The 18116-nt window shown below is 72.3% G+C and carries 13 protein-coding genes and 1 pseudogene; 9 read left to right on the top strand and 5 right to left on the bottom strand.

Annotation, left to right across the window (positions count from 1 at the left end; translation table 11 throughout):
* Window positions 1–451, top strand: a 451-nt coding sequence (locus tag CCN35_RS20925) for a class F sortase (protein ID WP_086793892.1), incomplete at its 5' end; no start/stop codon positions are given.
* Between the two features lie 65 nt (window positions 452–516).
* Here CCN35_RS20925 and CCN35_RS20920 read toward each other — a convergent pair.
* Entirely contained in the window at window positions 517–798 is a 282-nt protein-coding gene (locus CCN35_RS20920; RefSeq protein WP_067390098.1) for a PIN domain-containing protein, read from the bottom strand.
* A gap of 16 nt (window positions 799–814) precedes the next feature.
* Between CCN35_RS20920 and CCN35_RS20915 the strand changes: the two genes are divergently transcribed.
* Genes CCN35_RS20915 through nirD form a run of 3 tightly spaced genes read left to right on the top strand, consistent with a single transcriptional unit; the run spans window position 815 to window position 5009 of the window.
* The gene (locus tag CCN35_RS20915; protein ID WP_067390094.1) at window positions 815–2035 is read left to right on the top strand and encodes an NAD(P)/FAD-dependent oxidoreductase; all 1221 of its coding nucleotides are present in this window, start codon (window positions 815–817) and stop codon (window positions 2033–2035) included.
* The gene (gene nirB / locus CCN35_RS20910) at window positions 2035–4638 is read left to right on the top strand and encodes a nitrite reductase large subunit NirB (RefSeq protein WP_086793888.1); all 2604 of its coding nucleotides are present in this window, start codon (window positions 2035–2037) and stop codon (window positions 4636–4638) included. The genes CCN35_RS20915 and nirB overlap by 1 nt, the downstream gene beginning before the upstream one ends.
* Window positions 4635–5009, top strand: a complete 375-nt coding sequence (nirD, locus tag CCN35_RS20905) for a nitrite reductase small subunit NirD (RefSeq protein ID WP_067390085.1) — start codon at window positions 4635–4637, stop codon at window positions 5007–5009. The genes nirB and nirD overlap by 4 nt, the downstream gene beginning before the upstream one ends.
* Before the next feature lie 65 nt (window positions 5010–5074).
* Here nirD and CCN35_RS20900 read toward each other — a convergent pair whose 3' ends face one another.
* Window positions 5075–6001, bottom strand: coding sequence for an oxidoreductase (locus CCN35_RS20900; RefSeq protein ID WP_067390082.1), 927 nt, complete (start codon window positions 5999–6001; stop codon window positions 5075–5077).
* 156 nt (window positions 6002–6157) lie between these two features.
* The gene (ppdK, locus tag CCN35_RS20895; protein WP_425444310.1) at window positions 6158–8923 is read right to left on the bottom strand and encodes a pyruvate, phosphate dikinase; all 2766 of its coding nucleotides are present in this window, start codon (window positions 8921–8923) and stop codon (window positions 6158–6160) included.
* A gap of 656 nt (window positions 8924–9579) precedes the next feature.
* Here ppdK and CCN35_RS20890 point away from each other — a divergent pair.
* The 3 genes from CCN35_RS20890 (at window position 9580) to CCN35_RS20880 (ending at window position 13917) form a co-directional block, all read left to right on the top strand.
* Window positions 9580–11988 carry a CDP-alcohol phosphatidyltransferase gene (locus CCN35_RS20890; RefSeq protein WP_342748640.1) on the top strand — a complete coding sequence of 803 codons (2409 nt, stop codon included), beginning with the start codon at window positions 9580–9582 and terminating at the stop codon, window positions 11986–11988.
* Window positions 11989–12214: 226 nt separating this feature from the next.
* The gene (locus CCN35_RS20885; protein WP_067390076.1) at window positions 12215–13780 is read left to right on the top strand and encodes a sodium-dependent transporter; all 1566 of its coding nucleotides are present in this window, start codon (window positions 12215–12217) and stop codon (window positions 13778–13780) included.
* Window positions 13780–13917: a methionine/alanine import family NSS transporter small subunit gene (locus CCN35_RS20880; protein ID WP_079129563.1), complete on the top strand. Its 138-nt coding sequence runs from the start codon at window positions 13780–13782 to the stop codon at window positions 13915–13917. The genes CCN35_RS20885 and CCN35_RS20880 overlap by 1 nt, the downstream gene beginning before the upstream one ends.
* A 148-nt stretch (window positions 13918–14065) precedes the next feature.
* Here CCN35_RS20880 and dusB read toward each other — a convergent pair whose 3' ends face one another.
* Window positions 14066–15217 (bottom strand): tRNA dihydrouridine synthase DusB, encoded by a 1152-nt coding sequence (gene dusB / locus CCN35_RS20875; protein ID WP_067390073.1) that lies wholly within the window; start codon window positions 15215–15217, stop codon window positions 14066–14068.
* Between the two features lie 103 nt (window positions 15218–15320).
* Here dusB and CCN35_RS29665 point away from each other — a divergent pair.
* A pseudogene (locus CCN35_RS29665) lies at window positions 15321–15491 on the top strand (MFS transporter); the annotation flags it as partial.
* Between the two features lie 380 nt (window positions 15492–15871).
* Here CCN35_RS29665 and CCN35_RS20870 read toward each other — a convergent pair.
* On the bottom strand, window positions 15872–17326 hold the full coding sequence (locus CCN35_RS20870) for an amidase (RefSeq protein ID WP_067390070.1): 1455 nt from the start codon (window positions 17324–17326) through the stop codon (window positions 15872–15874).
* Between the two features lie 261 nt (window positions 17327–17587).
* Here CCN35_RS20870 and CCN35_RS20865 point away from each other — a divergent pair.
* Window positions 17588–18116: TetR/AcrR family transcriptional regulator (locus tag CCN35_RS20865; RefSeq protein ID WP_107501074.1), on the top strand; the 529-nt coding region annotated here is incomplete at its 3' end.

Raw genomic sequence — 18116 nt, 5'->3', positions numbered from 1 at the left:
CTCCCCGCCCCTGCGCATCCGCATCCCCTCCATACGGGTGAACGCCCCTTTGATCGGTCTCGGCCTGACGGAGTCCGGCAGCCTGGACGTCCCGCCCGCCGACGACAAGAACCTGGCCGGCTGGTACGAGGCCGGCACCACCCCCGGCGAGACGGGCACCGCGATCGTCGCCGGGCACGTCGACACCGCCGAGGGACCCGCCGTCTTCTACGACCTCGGCGTTCTGAAGAGGGGCAACATCATCGAGGTGGACCGCCGGGACGGCAGCGTCGCGGTGTTCACCGTGGACGCGGTCGAGGTGTACGAGGCGAAGAACTTCCCCGACGACAAGGTCTACGGCGCCGCGAGCCGCCCCGAACTGCGCGTCATCACCTGCGGCGGGGACTACTCCAGGGCCACCGGCTACCAGGGCAACGTGGTCGTCTTCGCGCATCTGACGGGCAGCCGCTGAACCTCACCGGGCCCGTGCGGGGGCGGCGCACGGACCATGTCCCGGCCTCCGGCGGCCGGGGGCGTTCAGCTGTCGCCGGGCAGCGGCCCGAACGCCTTGACCCTGCCGAGCGGCCGCATTGCGCGGAAGTCCTTCCGGTCCGTGGTCAGGACGGCCTCGGTGGAGTGGACGTCGGCCAGGACGACGTCCACCGCGTCGGTGAGGTCGGGGTCGAGGTCGCAATGGCGGTCCCGGACCGCCTCGGCCCGGTCGAGGACTTCCGGCCCGGCCTCACAGCCGTCTCCCGCCCCCGCTGAGCGCAGCGTTCCCCGCGGGAAACAGCGGTGATCCGGCCGGGTAACGTGCACGACGCACGCTCTGGGCATGACCTCGAACGGGCGTGTGGTGGTGATCGGCGCCGGGCCGGCGGGCGTGGCGCTCGCGCGGCGGCTCGGCGAACTCGGGACGTCCGCGGTGGTCGTCGGCGAGGAGGAGCACCGGCCGTACAACCGGGTGCTGCTCGCCGAGGTGCTGGCCGGGCGGTACGCCCCCGAGGCGATCGCGCTGCCGGCACCTCCCGGGCTGGTCCGCGGCCGGGTCGTCGGCATCGACCGTGCCGCGCGTCAGGTGCGGTGCGCGGACGGCTCGGTGCTCGACTACGGCACGCTGGTGCTGGCCACCGGCGCCAACCCCGTGCTGCCGCCGCTGCGCGGTCTGTTCGCCCGGGAGAACGGATTTCCCGAGGGCGTGCACGCCTTCCGCACCATGGACGACTGCCTGGGCCTGTCCGGGGCGGTACGGCCCGGGGTGCGGGTGGTCGTCGTCGGCGGCGGACTGCTCGGGGTGTCCGCCGCCCGTGCGCTGGCCGTGCGGGGCGCGCAGGTGGTGCTCGCCCAGCAGGCCGAGCGGCTCATGGAGCACCGGCTGGACCAGGCCGCGTCCGCCCTGGTGCTGCGGCATCTGACGGACCTCGGTGTCGAGGTGCACACCGAGTGCCGGGTGCGGGGCGTGCGCAGCGCGGGCGGCGCGGTCCGTTCGGTGGAACTGGCCGACGGATATGTGCTCGGCACCGACCTTCTGGTCCTGGCCTGCGGGGTCCGTCCGCGCACCGGCCTCGCCGAGGACGCCGGGCTCGCCGTGCGCAGGGGCGTCCTCGTCGACGACGAGCTGCGCACCTCCGACCCGCACATCCACGCCATCGGCGACTGCGCCGAACACGCGGGCACGGTGTACGGGCTCGCCGCACCGGCCCTCGAACAGGCGGGCGTGCTCGCCGAGGTGCTCGCGGGACGGACGGACTCCCGTTACACCGGCACCCGCTCCCTGACCCGGCTCACCCTCGCCGGCGGGCCCCGTCCGCCCTTCGACCTGGCCGCGTTCGGCGAGACCGAGCCGCGAGCCGGTGACGACGTCGTACGGCTCACCGACGCCACCCGCGGCACCTACCGCAAGGTCGTCATCCGCGACGGTCGCCTGGCCGGCGGGGTCCTCGTCGGCGCACTCGACACCGTCGGCGCGCTCGCCCGCGCCTGGGAGGGAGCGGAGCCGCTCCCCGTCGACGGCGGTCCCCCGCTCCATCTGCTCACCCACGACGGAGGCTCCTGATGTCCACGACCGCATTCGCCGGGGACCGCCCCCGCCCCACGATCGTGCTCGTCGGCCACGGCATGGTCGGCCAGCGCTTTCTCGAAGCGCTGGCCGAGCGCGGCCTGACCGCCACGCACCGCGTGGTCGTGCTGTGCGAGGAGCCGCGTCCGGCGTACGACCGCGTACGGCTCACCTCGTACTTCTCGGGCACCACCCCCGAGGAACTCTCCCTGACGGACAAGGAGTTCATCAGCACGCACGGCATCGAGCTGCACATCGGCGACCCGGCCGAGCGCATCGACCGCGAGACGCGGACGGTCACCGCCCGCTCGGGGCTCACGGTCGGGTACGACGTGCTCGTGCTCGCCACCGGCTCCTTCCCCTTCGTACCGCCGGTCCCCGGCCGGGACGCCGAGGGCTGCTTCGTCTACCGCACGATCGAGGACCTGCTCGCCATCGAGGAGTACGCGACGACACGGGCGAGGACCGGGGCCGTGGTCGGCGGCGGGCTGCTCGGCCTGGAGGCCGCCGGTGCGCTCAAGGGCCTCGGACTGGCCACGCACATCGTGGAGTTCGCGCCGCGCCTGATGCCGGTGCAGGTCGACGACGGCGGCGGCGCGGCGCTGCTGCGCACCATCGAGAAGATGGGGCTGACCGTGCACACCGGCACGGCCACCCAGGAGATCGTGCCCGGCGAGGACGGCGCGGTGCGGGCGATGAGACTGTCCGACGGCTCCGAACTCGCCACCGACATGGTGGTGTTCTCCGCCGGTGTCCGCCCCCGCGACCGGCTCGCCCGGGACTGCGGGCTCGCGGTCGGCGAGCGCGGCGGCATCGTCGTGGACGCCCGGTGCCGCACGGTCACCGATCCGCGTGTGTTCGCCATCGGCGAGTGCGCGCAGGCGGTGGACGGCCGGGTGTACGGCCTGGTCGCGCCCGGCTACGAGCAGGCCGAGACGGCGGCCGCGGCCATCGCCGGCGACGAGGCGGAGTTCACCGGCGGCGATCTGTCCACCAAGCTCAAGCTCCTCGGTGTGGACGTGGCCTCCTTCGGCGACGCGCACGGCACGGCCGAGGGCTGCCTGGACGTCGTCTACGCCGACTCCCGCTCCGGCGTCTACAAGAAGCTGGTCGTCGACCCGGACGGCACGCTGCTCGGCGGCATCCTGGTCGGCGACACGGAGGCGTACGGCACCCTGCGGGCGCTCACCGGGTCGGTGCCTCCCGTCTCCCCCGAGCAGCTGGTCCTCCCCGCGGGTGCCCCGGTGCGGCTCGGGCCCTCCGCCCTTCCCGACGAGGCGGTGATCTGCTCCTGCCACAACGTCACCAAGGGCGCGATCCGCCGCGCGGTCGCCGAGCACTCCTGCACCTCCGTGCCGGAGGTGAAGAAGTGCACCAGGGCCGGGACCGGCTGCGGCAGCTGCGTCAAGGTGCTCGGGCAGCTGGTCGACGCCGAGCTGGAGGCGGGCGGCATCGAGGTCGACAAGGGCCTGTGCGGCTGCTTCTCCCAGACCCGCCAGGAGCTGTACGAGATCGTTCTCGCCCTGCGCATCACCTCCTACCAGGACCTCCTGGACCGCTACGGCCGCGAGGGCGCCCGGGGCGGCGACGGCTGCGAGGTCTGCAAGCCGGCCGTCGCCTCGGTCATCGCCTCCCTCGCCCCGGCGATCGGCGCGAGCGGCTACGTCCTGGACGACGAGCAGGCCGCCCTGCAGGACACCAACGACCACTTCCTGGCCAACCTGCAGAAGAACGGCTCGTACTCGGTCGTGCCGCGCATCCCCGGCGGTGAGATCTCCCCCGAGAAGCTGATCGTGCTCGGTGAGATCGCCCGGGACTTCGGCCTCTACACGAAGATCACCGGCGGTCAGCGCATCGACATGTTCGGTGCGCGGGTCGAGCAACTGCCCCTCATCTGGGCGCGTCTGGTGGACGCGGGCTTCGAGTCCGGGCACGCGTACGGCAAGGCGCTGCGCACGGTGAAGTCCTGCGTGGGCCACACCTGGTGCCGGTACGGCGTCCAGGACTCCGTCCGCATGGCGATCGACCTGGAGCTGCGCTACCGCGGTCTGCGCTCCCCGCACAAGCTGAAGGCGGCGGTCTCGGGCTGCGCCCGCGAGTGCGCGGAGGCGCAGTCGAAGGACTTCGGCGTGATCGCCACCGCGAACGGCTGGAACCTGTACGTCGGCGGCAACGGCGGCGCCACCCCGCGCCACGCGGACCTGCTCGCCCAGGACCTCTCCGACGCCGAACTGGTCCGTCTGATCGACCGGTTCCTGATGTTCTACATCCGCACCGCCGACCACCTGGAGCGCACCAGCGTGTGGCTGGAGCGCATCCCCGGCGGCCTGGACCACGTACGGGACGTGGTCGTCCACGACTCGCTCGGCATCTGCGCGGAGCTGGAGTCCCTGATGGCCGCCCATGTCTCCCACTACCGCGACGAGTGGGCGGAGACCCTCGGCGACCCGGAGAAACTGGCCCGGTTCGTGTCCTTCGTCAACGCCCCCGACACCCCCGACCCGGTGGTCGCCTTCGTCCCCGAACGCGACCAGATGAAGCCCGACCTGCCCCTGCTGTCCATCGGCCGCCGTCCCCTGGAAGGAACGACCCAGCGATGACCCTGGCACCCGAGACGACCGATCTGAAGGTCCAGCTGCGCCTCGGCGACGGCTGGTTCACGGTCTGCGACCTGAACGCCCTGCTCCCCGGCCGCGGTGTGGCGGCCCTGCTCCCGGACGGCCGGCAGGCGGCTCTCTTCCGCACTCGCTCGGGCCGCCTCCACGCCATCGACAACCGCGATCCCTTCACCGGTGCGGCGGTCCTCTCCCGGGGCCTGACCGGCACCCGTGCCGGCCGTCCGTTCGTGGCCTCCCCTCTGCTGAAGCAGCGCTTCGACCTGGTCTCGGGGCAGTGCCTGGACGACGAGGGGGTGCGGGTGGCGACGTACGAGGTCAGGGCGTCGGGGCCCTGTGACGGATCGGCGGACTGACGATCCGGCGGTCCGGTCGCACCGGTGGTCCCGCGCCGGCGGTCCTGCCGCGCCGGCGGGCCGGCTCAGTCCCTCAGCGCGTCGTACGTCACCCTGGTGAGCCGTTCGGAGGCCTCCCACAGCAGCCGGCCGGTCCTGTCGTCGAGGGTCCAGCGCGCCCGCCGGGACGGGGCGGGCGCCCCGCGCCACATGGCGAAGGAGGGGCCGGTGAAGGAGTCGGGCCGCACTCCGGGTGCGGTGGCCGCGTACAGCGTGGGCAGTGCCCCCTTCTCCGGCGACTGGGCGAAGATCCGGTTGCCGGCCGCCATGAGCCGTTCGGCGCCCCGGCGTCCCTCGGCCCGCGGCCCCGCGGTCTGGAGGTCGGTGGCGGCGTACCCGGGGTGGGCCGCGGCGGCGACCAGACCGGCCCCGTGCCGTGCCAGCCTGCGGGCCAGCTCGTGCGTGAACAGGAGGTTGGCGGTCTTGGAGCGGGCGTAGGCGAGCCAGCGCCCGTACCGCCGTTCGCTGTTGAGGTCGTTCAGATCGACGTCGGACAGCAGGTGCATCAGGCTGGACACGGTCACGACGCGGGCGCCCGGGGTGGGGAGCAGTCTCGGAAGCAGCAGCCCGGTGAGCGCGAAGTGCCCCAGGTGGTTGACCGCGAACTGCGTCTCGAACCCGTCCGCGGTCCTCCCGTACGGCAGGGCCATCACTCCCGCGTTGTTGACGAGCAGGTCCAGCCGTTCGTACGCCAGCCCGTCCGCGAACTTCCGCACCGACCCCAGGTCCGCGAGGTCCAGCCGTCCGACCTCGACCTCGGCGCCCGGCACGTCGTCCGCGATCCGGTCGGCCGCCGCCCTCCCCCGCGCCTCGCTCCGGCAGGCGAGCACCACCCGGGCCCCCTTGCGGGCCAGTTCCCGCGCCACGACGAATCCGAGTCCGCTGTTGGCCCCGGTCACCACGGCCGTGCGGCCGCTCTGGTCGGGGATGTCACGCGTGTTCCAGCCGGGCATGGAGAAACTCCCTGGGGCGGTGGACCGGATCGCTGTGGTCCCACCGTAGAAGAGGGGCGGCATTCCCGCACAGAATGCCGCCCCTGTCCGGTGCACCGGAGTCCTCACCGGGATCGGTCTGAGGGTCGGGGACCACGACGAGGACTCCGGAGTCTTTCAGCGGTGGTCGCTGCCCTCCGCCTCGACCGCCGCACGGCCGGCCTCCAGACGGGCGACCGGGATGCGGAACGGGGAGCAGGACACGTAGTCCAGACCGACCTCGTGGAAGAAGTGGACGGACTCGGGGTCGCCGCCGTGCTCGCCGCAGACGCCGAGCTTGAGGTCGGGCCGGGTGGCACGGCCGGCCTGGACGGCGGCCTTGACCAGGGAGCCGACGCCGTCCTTGTCGATCGTCTCGAACGGGCTGACGCCGAAGATGCCCTTCTCCAGGTACGCCGTGAAGAAGCTCGCCTCCACGTCGTCGCGGCTGAAGCCCCAGACCGTCTGGGTCAGGTCGTTGGTGCCGAAGGAGAAGAACTCCGCCGCCTCGGCGATCTGTCCCGCGGTCAGCGCGGCGCGCGGCAGCTCGATCATCGTGCCGATCGCCAGCTTGAGCTGCTCGCCCGTCGCGGCCTCGACCTCGGCGATGACCTGGTCGGCCTCCTCGCGGACGATCTCCAGCTCCTGGACGGTGCCCACGAGCGGGATCATGATCTCGGCACGCGGGTCGCCCTTGGCGGCCCGGCGCTCGGCGGCCGCCTCGGCGATGGCGCGGACCTGCATGGTGAACAGGCCGGGGACCACCAGGCCCAGGCGGACACCGCGCAGACCCAGCATCGGGTTCTGCTCGTGCAGGCGGTGGACCGCCTGGAGCAGGCGCAGCTCGTTCTCGTGCGGCTCCTGACGGGCCTCGGCCAGGGCCACACGGACCGACAGCTCGGTGATGTCGGGCAGGAACTCGTGCAGCGGCGGGTCGAGCAGACGGATGGTGACCGGCAGGCCGTCCATCGCCTCGAAGAGCTCCACGAAGTCCTGCTTCTGCAGCGGCAGCAGCTGCTTGAGGGCCTCCTCGCGCTCCGCCTCGGTGTCCGCCAGGATCAGGCGCTCGACCAGCTCACGGCGGTCGCCGAGGAACATGTGCTCGGTACGGCACAGGCCGATGCCCTGGGCACCGAACCTCCGCGCCCTCAGTGCGTCCTCGGCGTTGTCGGCGTTGGCGCGCACCCGCAGCCGGCGCTTGCGGTCGGCGAAGGCCATCATCCGGTGGACCGCCTCGACCAGCTCGTCCGCGTCGTCGGCGCCCGGGTGCATCCGGCCCTCGAAGTACTCCACGACCGGGGACGGGACGACCGGGACCTCGCCCAGGTAGACCTTGCCCGTGGAGCCGTCGATGGAGATGAGGTCGCCCTCCTCCACGACCCGCCCGTCCGGGATCGTCATCCGGCGGCGCTTGGTGTCGACCTTCAGCTCCTCCGCGCCGCACACGCACGTCTTGCCCATGCCGCGGGCGACGACGGCCGCGTGGGAGGTCTTGCCGCCGCGGGAGGTCAGGATGCCCTCGGCCGCGATCATGCCGTCCAGGTCGTCGGGGTTGGTCTCCCGGCGGATCAGGATGACCTTCTCGCCCGAGCGGGACCACTTCACGGCGGTGTACGAGTCGAAGACCGCCTTGCCGACCGCGGCACCCGGAGAGGCGGCGATGCCGCGGGCGACCTGCTCGACCTTCGCGTGCTCGTCGAAGCGGGGGAACATCAGCTGCGCGAGCTGGTCGCCGGTCACCCGCTTCAGCGCCTCGGCCTCGTCGATCAGGCCCTGGTCGACGAGCTGGGTGGCGATGCGGAAGGCGGCAGCGGCGGTGCGCTTGCCGACACGGGTCTGGAGCATCCACAGCCGGCCGCGCTCGATGGTGAACTCGATGTCGCAGAGATCCTTGTAGTGGTTCTCCAAGGTCTCCATGATCTGCATCAGCTGGTCGTACGACTTCTTGTCGATCCGCTCCAGCTCCGCCAGCGGGACGGTGTTGCGGATGCCCGCGACCACGTCCTCGCCCTGGGCGTTCTGCAGGTAGTCGCCGTAGACGCCCTGCTGGCCGGAGGCGGGGTCACGGGTGAAGGCGACACCGGTGCCGGAGTCGGGACCGAGGTTGCCGAAGACCATCGAGCAGATGTTGACGGCGGTGCCGAGGTCGTGCGGGATGCGCTCCTGGCGGCGGTAGAGCCTGGCGCGCTCGCCGTTCCAGGAGTCGAAGACCGCCCTGATCGCGAGGTCCATCTGCTCGCGCGGGTCCTGCGGGAAGTCCCGGCCGGTCTCGCTCTTGACGATCTTCTTGAACTTGGTGACCAGCTTCTTCAGGTCGGCCGCGTCCAGCTCGGTGTCGTCGGTGACCTTCTTGGCCTGCTTGGCCTTGTCGAGGGCGTCCTCGAAGAGGTCGCCGTCGACGCCGAGGACCGTCTTGCCGAACATCTGGATGAGCCGGCGGTAGGAGTCCCAGGCGAACCGCTCGTCCCCGGCCTGCTTGGCCAGGCCCTGCACGGACTTGTCCGACAGACCGATGTTCAGGACGGTGTCCATCATGCCGGGCATGGAGAACTTCGCACCGGAGCGGACGGAGACGAGGAGAGGGTTGTCCGGCTGGCCGAGCTTCTTGCCCATCTTCTGCTCGAGCGCCTCGAGGTGCGCACTCACCTCGTCACGCAGTGCCGCCGGTTCCTCGCCGCTCTCGAGGTAGACCTTGCAGGCCTCGGTGGTGATCGTGAAGCCCGGAGGGACCGGAAGGCCCAGGTTGGTCATCTCGGCGAGGTTGGCGCCCTTGCCACCGAGAAGGTCCTTGAGGTCTTTGTTGCCCTCGGTGAAGTCGTAGACGTACTTCACCGCCTTTTTGGCCTTCACGCTCTCAACGCTGTTGCCGTCCTCGGCTACCTGGGGATCTTTGTTTTCCGACACGGGTCTCGACTCCTCGAGGACGCGGTGGCTGCCCTGACGGCGAGGAAGATACCCAGATCAAAGGTCTATGGGTACGTCCACTTGCGCGTCATGTGCTTGTAACCAGTCGTCCGCCAGCGGATCGAAAGTCAAGGCTTGGCAAGGCGTCAGGGTCTGGTGTTTTCACTTCTTGAACGAATCCGCAACGACAGATCCGTCCATCCGCTCAGATGAGCAGATCTCAGCGCGTCTGATTTCGGCCGATGAACGATCATCCGCTGGCACTGAGTGCCACTCTTTGGAGAAGTGCAGCCGCCCATGATCCGCTCATCTGAGCGCAACCCTTATCAAGGGTGGCGAGAATCACGCTGCCACAGCCGGAGGGATTCCACCATGCGGACGCCTGCGCGCCGCCGGACCCGGCGGCGCGCACGGACCGGGGAAGGGGACGGAGGAGAGCTGGAGGAGGGCCGGAGGAGAAGGCGCCGCGGCGCGGACAAAAAGGGGTGAACAGCGCCTTCCTGGCACCTCCCGGGGAGAGGAGAACCCTCTTCTCCCCCGTGTTTTCTCCCGGGGTGAACAGGGGCGCCGATCAGGTCGTACGACAGTGAGGCGGGTCCTGCCTCCCCAGCGTGGCCCGCCTCCTCAAGCCACATCCGCGCAAGGAAGGACCCCGGGTGCCTCAGCACACGAGCACACACCAGTCATCGGGCACGACAGGGGCAACCGAGCACGGCATCCCGTCCCAGCAGGGAGGCGAACCGGCACCGCACCAGGACGAGCCCAGGACCGCCCCCGCCCCGGCCGACCGCGCGGGAAACGCCCCCGCCACGGACGAAGCACGGGCGGCCGCGCCCCGGGACGAGGACGCCCCCGCCGGGACGGCGGACCACACCGTCGCAGCCCGAACCGCCGAGCCCCGGGCCGCCACGGCCCCGGCCGCCCCCGCCGACCGGACCACGGACGCGCCCCCCGGGGCCGATGCGCCGGCCGGCACCGGAGCCTCCCGTTCCGAGGCCCCGCCCGACGAGCAGGGGAACACCGGCACACCCGCCGCCGAGCGCACCGGGACCGCCGCGTCCTCCGAGGGCACCGGGCCCGAGGCAGCCGAGACCGCCGAGCCCTCCGAGACCGTCGAGTCGTCCGGGTCCTCCGGGACGGCCGGGACCGCCGCGTCCTCCGAGGGCACCGGGCCCGAGGCAGCCGAGACCACCGAGGCGGCCGCGCCCAAGGCCGACGACGGCTCCAAGGCCGCCGAGTCCGAGGCCGCCGCAGCCGCCGGCCGGGACGCGGACGCATCCGCGGACACCGGTTCGCCGGCGGGCCCCGCCGCCGCCCAGCCGGAGGCGGCGGCCCGGCGCCCCTTCCGTCTCCTCCGTGCCCTCGGCCCCCGCACCGCCCGGCAGGACGACCGGCGCCGGCGAAAGGCGCGGTCGGGGCCCGCCCGGGTGCTGTCCCCCACCGTCACCGTCCTCGCCTTCCTCCTGGTCGTCGCCGCCCTGCTGCTGCCGAACAAGCCGGACCGGTTCGAGGTCGCGACCTTCACCCGGCTGCCGGTGGAGCTGCTGCTCTGGGGAGCCCTGCTGATCGTGCTGCCGCGCCGGCTCCGCACGGTCGTGGCGGCGCTCGGCGGGCTGGTCCTCGGTGTGCTGACCGTGCTGGCCCTGACGGACATCCAGTTCCACGAGTACCTGGGCCGCGACTTCAACATGATCCTGGACTGGCAGCTGCTGGACGACGCCCAGTCGTATCTCGCGGACACCCTGGGCGGCACCGTCGCCCTGCTCGCCGCCGTCGGTGTCGTGCTCCTCGTGCTGGCCCTGCTCGGCCTGATGACGCTCGCGGTCGTCCGCATCGGCTCCTTCGTCGGCCGCCACAGGACCCGCTCGATGCGCGGACTGATGCTCCTCAGCGTGCTGTGGATGCTGTGCGCGGCCCTGGACCTGCGGATCTCCGGCATCCCGGTGGCCTCCCGGCACACGGTCGCGATGTTCGAGGCCCGCCAGGAGGGGATCCGCACCACGATCGAGGACGAGCGGGAGTTCGCGCGGACGGCGAAGGCCGACCCGTTCGGCAACACCCCGGCCGGTCAGCTCGTGCCAGACCTGCGCGGCAAGGACATGATCTTCACCTTCATCGAGAGCTACGGCCGCAGCGCGATCGAGGACCCGGTCATGGCCCCCGGTGTCAACCGCACCCTCGAGGCCAGCACCCGGGCCCTGGCCGCGAAGGGCTTCCACGCCAAGAGCGGCTGGCTGACCTCCTCGACGTACGGCGGCGGCAGCTGGCTCGGCCACTCCACGTTCATGTCGGGCCTGTGGATCGACAACCAGAACCGCTACCGCACGGTGACCTCCGGTGACCACCTCACCCTGACCAAGGTGTTCCGCAAGACCGGTGCCTGGGACACGGTCGGCATCATGCCGGGCGTGCAGAAGGCCTGGCCGGAGGCCAGATGGTACGGCCTGGACAGGGTCTACAACGCCTTCCGGATGGGCTACAGGGGACCCAAGTTCAGCTGGTCGACCATGCCCGACCAGTACGCCCTGGAGGCGTTCGAACGCCTGGAGCACGGCAGGAAGCACGACAAGCCGCTGACCTCGTTCGTCATCCTGACCTCCAGCCACCAGCCCTGGGCCCCGATCCCGAGGATGGTCGGCTGGGACGAGCTCGGCGACGGCTCGGTCTTCAAGGACATCGAGGCGGCCGGCGTCAGGGCGGCGGACATCATCACCGACCCGCTCCGCTCCCGCGAGGAGTACGGCAAGTCGGTCCAGTACTCGCTGACCGCCCTCACCGAGTGGATGGAGCGCTACGCCAAGGACAACACCGTGCTCGTCGTCCTCGGCGACCACCAGCCCAAGGCCCGGGTCAGCGGCAACAACGCCAGCCGGGACGTGCCGGTCTCCATCGTCGCCAAGGACCCGAAGGTCCTGGAGAAGATCGCCGACTGGGGATGGACCGACGGACTGCGGCCCGCCCATGACGCCCCGGTGTGGCGGATGGACGCCTTCCGCAACCGCTTCCTGACCGCGTACGGCTCCGTGCCCCACCCGTCGGGAGGCCAGGAGTTGTTGCAAAAGTAACGACGACCGTACGGAGAGCTACCGGACCACGAACACGTCCCGCATCGCCTCCGCCCGGCGACCACAGTGCCGCCCCCGGCCGCGCAGAAGGTGCACGGCCGGGGGCGGCACTGCGTGCCGGGCGGAGATAACAAGTGCATGCATCCCACACAGAACCCTGTTCATCAGGCACTTCTGTTGCTAGCGTGCCGCCCTACGCAAAGAAGATGACCAAGGAAACGTGTTCATGTCCAGTCCTTCCCGCGAGCAGTGGGGAAGCCGCTCGGGCTTCCTGTTCGCCGCGATCGGGTCGGCCGTCGGCCTCGGCAACATATGGCGCTTTCCCGCCGTTGCCTATGAAAACGGTGGCGGGGCCTTCCTTCTGCCGTATCTCGTCGCACTGCTGACCGCCGGTATTCCGTTGCTCGTTCTCGAATACTCGATCGGGCACAAATTCCGGAAGTCGCCCCCCGCGGCCTTCCGCAGACTTTCCCGACCCACGGAAGCACTCGGCTGGTGGCAGGCCGCGATCTGCTTCGTGATCGCCGCCTACTACGCCGTCATCATCGCCTGGGCGGTGCGCTACATCGGCTATTCCTTCGGCGAGCAGTGGGGCAAGGACGCCAACGGCTTCTTCTTCGGGAACTTCCTCCAGGCCGCCGAGAAGCCCGGACTCATGTCCTCCTACGTCGACGGGGTGCTCTGGCCGCTCATCGCGGTCTGGGTGGTCGTGCTCGTCATCCTGGCGCTCGGCATCCGCAACGGCATCGAGAAGGCCAACAAGTTCTTCATCCCGCTGCTGGTGGTCTTCTTCGCGATCCTCGTCGTCCGTGCGCTCACGCTCGACGGCGCCGCCCGGGGTCTGGACGGCCTGTTCCGGCCGGACTGGTCGGCGCTCGGCAACGGCAGCGTGTGGGTCGCCGCCTACGGACAGATCTTCTTCTCGCTGTCCATCGGCTTCGGCATCATGATCACGTACGCCTCGTACCTGCGGAAGCGCTCGGACCTCACCGGCTCCGCGATGGTGGCCGGCTTCGCCAACAGCGGCTTCGAGATCCTCGCGGGCATCGGCGTGTTCGCCACCCTCGGCTTCATGGCCGCGGCCCAGGGCGTCGGAGTGGACGAGGTCGTGAGCTCCGGCATCGGTCTGGCGTTCGTGGCGTTCCCGACGGTGATCTCCCAGATGCCGATGGGCACCCTGTTCGGCGTGCTGTTCTTCACCTCGCTGGTGCTCGCCGGCCTCACCTCGCTGATCAGCATCGTGGAGGTCGTCATCGCCGCCGTGCAGGACCGCACCGGCCTGGGCCGGCTCCCGGCGACCCTGGGGGTCGGCGGGGCCATCGCCCTGGTGTCGATCGCCGTCTTCCCGACCGACAGCGGCATCTATGTGCTGGACGCGGCCGACCACTTCATCAACCAGTACGGCATCGCCCTCGCCGCGCTGATCGTGCTCATCGCCGTGGGCTGGCTGCTGCGGCGCCTGCCCGTCTTCCAGAAGCACGCCAACGAGACCTCCGCGATCCCGCTCGGCCGCTGGTGGCTGATCTGCCTCGGCATCGTCACTCCGCTGGTGCTCGGCTGGATGATGATCGACAGCCTGCGCGCTGAGTTCGCCGAGAACTACGAGGGCTACCCGACGCAGTTCCTGCTCTGGGCGGGCTGGGGCGTCGCCGCGGCGGCGCTGCTCGTCGCCGTGCTCCTCAGCCTGCTGCCCTGGCGTTCCGCCGACTCCGAGACCGCCCTCGAGGCGGGCACGGACACCGGCCCGGCGGCACGGGACGCACAGGACGCTCGCGAGAAGGAGAAGAACTGATGTCGGTGAGTGCGATCGTCATGCTGATCGTGGCCGTCGTGATCGTCTGGGGCGGTCTGGTGGGTGCTGTCGTCCAGCTGCGCCGCCACCCCGAGCTGCCCGAGGACGACGCGGCCCCGACGCGGCCGGCGGCCTGAGCCCTCGTACACGGCCGTCCACGGACAAGACCGGCACGGCGCGGCACCCCGGGCGGGGTGCCGCGCCGTGCGTTCGTCCGCTCCACCGGACCGGCCCGTCCGCTCGGGTCCGTTCGAGCCGTCCGGTCCGGCCGGTGCGAAACGCCGGTCAGCCGCCGGAGGTGTCCAGCTCGGCGTCCTCGCCGACACGTGCGCAGTCGTACGGGTCGTCGAGCCAGCCGTCCGGCAGCACCACCCGGTTGTTGCCGGACGTACGGCCGCGGGGCCCGTCGGCGCCGGCCGGCCAGGGCTGGTCGAGGTCCAGCTCGTCCAGACCGGCCCGCAGCTCCTCGAGCGAGGAGGTGAGCGCGAGCCGCTTGCGCATCTCCGAGCCGACCGAGAAGCCCTTCAGGTACCAGGCGACATGCTTGCGGAAGTCGACGACGCCCCGCGACTCGTCGCCGAGCCACTCGCCCAGCAGCGTGGCGTGCCGGACCATGACATCGGCGACCTCGCGCAGCGTCGGCCTGGTGAAGTCCTTCCGTCCCTCGAAGGCCGCCACCAGATCGGCGAACAGCCACGGCCGGCCCAGACAGCCGCGTCCCACGACCACGCCGTCGCAGCCGGTGCTGCGCACCATCCGCAGCGCGTCCTCGGCCGACCAGATGTCGCCGTTGCCGAGCACGGGGATCTCGGGGACGTGCTCCTTCAGCCGGGCGATCGCGTCCCAGTCCGCCGTGCCGCCGTAGTGCTGGGCGGCCGTGCGGCCGTGCAGCGCGATCGCCGCCACGCCCTCCTCGACCGCGATCCGGCCGGCGTCGAGATAGGTGAGGTGGTCGTCGTCGATGCCCTTGCGCATCTTCATCGTGACGGGCAGGTCACCGGCGCCGCGGACCGCCTCGCGCAGGATGGCCCGCAGCAGATTGCGCTTGTAGGGGAGGGCCGAGCCGCCGCCCTTGCGGGTCACCTTGGGCACCGGGCAGCCGAAGTTCAGGTCGATGTGGTCGGCCAGGTCCTCCTCCGCGATCATGCGGACGGCCTTGCCGACGGTGGCCGGGTCCACGCCGTACAGCTGGATCGAGCGCGGCCGTTCGCTCGCGCCGAACGTGATCAGCCGCATGGTCTTGTCGTGCCGCTCGACCAGTGCCCGCGTGGTGATCATCTCGCTGACGAACAGCCCCTTGCCTCCGCTGAACTCCCGGCACAGGGTGCGGAAGGGCGCGTTGGTGATGCCGGCCATGGGGGCCAGGACGACGGGCGGGTGCACGCGGTGCGGCCCGACCTGGAGGGTCGTGGGCGAGGTGGGCGCGATCGTGGGCATTACCCCATTCTGACGCACGCCGGGGAGTGCCCGGCCGGCTCGCCCGGGCCGGCGGTTCCGGGCGGGCCGGCGGCTCCGGGCGCGGGGCGACGGTTCCGGCCCGGACCTGCTGATCGTCTTCCGGACGGTGCGGGCGGTGGGCGGCTCGATGCTCAACCCGGTCGCGATGTCGACCATCACCGACACCTTCGCCGACCCGCGCGAGCGCGCGCAGGCGGTCGGCGTGTGGGGAGCCGCCGTCGGCGTCTCCCTCGCCACGAGCACGTGGTCCGGGTGCGGCGCAGGGGCCCGGCCCGCGCCATCCGCCGCGACACCTGCGGCTGGCGCGGACCGGCCCGGTTCCTGCCGTGGCTCGAGGCCGAGGAACACCTGGCGGAGGCCACCAGACCATGGTGAACCCGGCGGCCGACCGCGCGGGCGGCGACCGAACCCGGCCCGCGGGCACGGGAGTCGGGGCGCGCGGACGTCGCGGCCCCGGCGAGGGCGAGGCGCCCGGCGCACCCGCGGGGCGGCGGTCGGCGGCCGGCAGTCACTGGTAGGCAAACCGGTGGGCAATCGGCATGTCGCCGGGCCGGGTCGACGGTCGGCGGCGGTGAAGCCGCCGGTGCGCCACGGCACTTGGCGCACGTCTTCCGCCCGGCCGGCCGACGCGGCTCACGCCGCCGACGGTCCCGCCGCCGGTGTCCCCGGGCGCGGATCGACCGGGGCGAGGACGCCGAGACGGTCCTCGATGGCCCGGGCCGCCGTCAGGCACAGGTCCTCGCGGAACGCGCGGCCCACGAGCTGCACGCCCGTGGGGAGCCCGCCGTCGGTCCCGGTCGGAACGGCCACCGCGGGCACCCCCACGAAGCTGGTCACCCTGCACAGGCGCAGGCCCAGCTCGACACGCGTGTGCCCGTCCGCGTCGCGCGACTCCAGCCCCGGCTCCACCGGCGGCTCGGTGAACACCGGCCCCAGCAGCAGCGGGTACGCGTCCAGGAACTCCGCCCAGGAGCGGCGCACGTTCAGCCATACGCCCATCAGCCGGGTCAGCTCCGCGGCGTCGGCGGGCGGGTGCTTCTCCATCGCCATGCGGAGGTAGCGGTCCCCGCCCTCGCCCAGCAGCTGCCGCACCGCCGGCCAGGTCGGCGCGAACTCGGTCGCGGTGATCCGTCCGTACGCCACCATGGCCTCGTCCAGCCGCGGGACGTCCGGCAGTTCCCGCACCTCGTACCCGGCGTCGGCGAGCGCGTCCGCCGCGCGCGTGAGCGCGGCGCGGACCGAGGGGTGGACGCCGTGACCGCCCGGGTCGGCGACGAGCGCGACCCGCACCGGCGCGGGCAGCGGGTCGCCGTGCAGCGGCACGGGCACGGCCCGCGGGTCGCGCGGGTCGGTCCCCGCGAGCACCTCGAAGGCCCGCCGCAGGTCGTCCACCGTACGGGCCAGGGGGCCGTCGGTGACGAGCGCCTGCGCGGCCGGTCCCGGGTCCTCCGGGCCGAGGACGCGGTGGTCGGCCGGGAAGCGTCCCGTGGTCGGCTTCAGCCCCGCCACCCCGCAGAAGGCCGCCGGGACGCGCACCGAGCCGCCGGAGTCGTTGCCGAGGCCCAGCGGAGCCATGCCGGTGGCGACGGCCGCCCCGTCGCCGCCGCTGCTGCCGCCCGGGGTCCGGGCCGGGTCCCACGGGTTGACGGTGTCGCCGAACAGCTCGCTGCGGGTGTGCATCCCCGCCAGCACCAGCGTGGGCATGTTGCTGTGCCCGATCGGCACGGCCCCCGCCGCGCGGAGCCGGGCCACCGGCGGGGCGTCGGCCGGGGCCACGAGCCCGCGGAAGCGCGGGACGCCGAGCGTCGTCGGCACGCCCTCGACCGGGGTGGTCTCCTTCACCGTGAACGGCACCCCGGCCAGCGGCCCCGGGTCCTCGCCCGCCGCGCGCCGCCGGTCCAGGTCCGCGGCGGCCTCCCCGGCCCGGTCGGCCATCAGCTGGGTGACCGCGTTGACGTGCGGATTCACCGCGGCGATGCGCTCCAGGTGACTGTCGATCAGCTCGACCGCCGTCACCTCCCCGTCCCGGACCGCCCGCGCCTGCTCCCCCGCCGTCATGGTCCACAGGGCGTCGTCCCGCCCGCTCATCGTGACTCTCTCCTCCCCCGTCGCGTGTCCGGTCGCTCCGGTCGCAGGGCCGCACCCTACCCCGTTTCCGATACCTTTGTATCGGAATAACGGCGGGGCCGCCCAGGACGCCGTCCACGGGCCGCCTAAGGTGCTGCCCGGGGACGTCGCGGGCTCCCGGCCACGGGCTGCCGGGGTTCCTGACGGGGAGGTCCGGCGTCCCGTCAGCGACCGCGTCCGCCCGCCACACCCCGGACCCACGCACGAGGAGGACCGCCGACCGTGCCCAAGCAGGTCGACTACGCCGAGCGGCGCCGCCGGATCGCCGAGGCCGTGTGCCGTCTGGTCGCCGCGCACGGACCGCAGGCCGTGACCCTGCGCGACGTCGCCGCGCGGGCGGAGGTCTCCCTCGGGGCCGTCCAGCGCTGCTTCCGGGACAAGGACGAGATGCTGCGCTTCGCCGTGGACCACGTCGGCGAGCGGGTCACCGCGCGCGTGCGGGACCGTCTGGCCGCGAGCCCGGCGCGGTCCGCCGTCACCGCCCTGGGGCACGCGGCGGAGGAGGTCGCGCTGCTGCGCGAGGAGCGCCGCGCCGAGGCGCGCACCTGGCTCGCGTTCGTCGCCCAGGCGGCGGTGAGCGAGCCCCTGGCCCGCTCGCTGCGCGGCAGTTACGCCGCCCTGGAGGATCTCGTCGTCCGTCTCGTCACGGAGGCGGCGGGGACGACCGGCCCGCGCACTCCTGCGGACATCCCCGCAGGCGCCCGCACAGGCGCTCCGGCCGACTCCCCCGGCGGTTCCCCCGCAGACACCC

It is taken from the genome of Streptomyces thermovulgaris, from assembly GCF_002155915.1.
GTDB lineage: Bacteria > Actinomycetota > Actinomycetes > Streptomycetales > Streptomycetaceae > Streptomyces > Streptomyces thermovulgaris.
The sequence above is the reverse complement of the archived record's forward strand: the minus strand, read 5'-3'. Positions and strand labels throughout refer to the sequence as shown.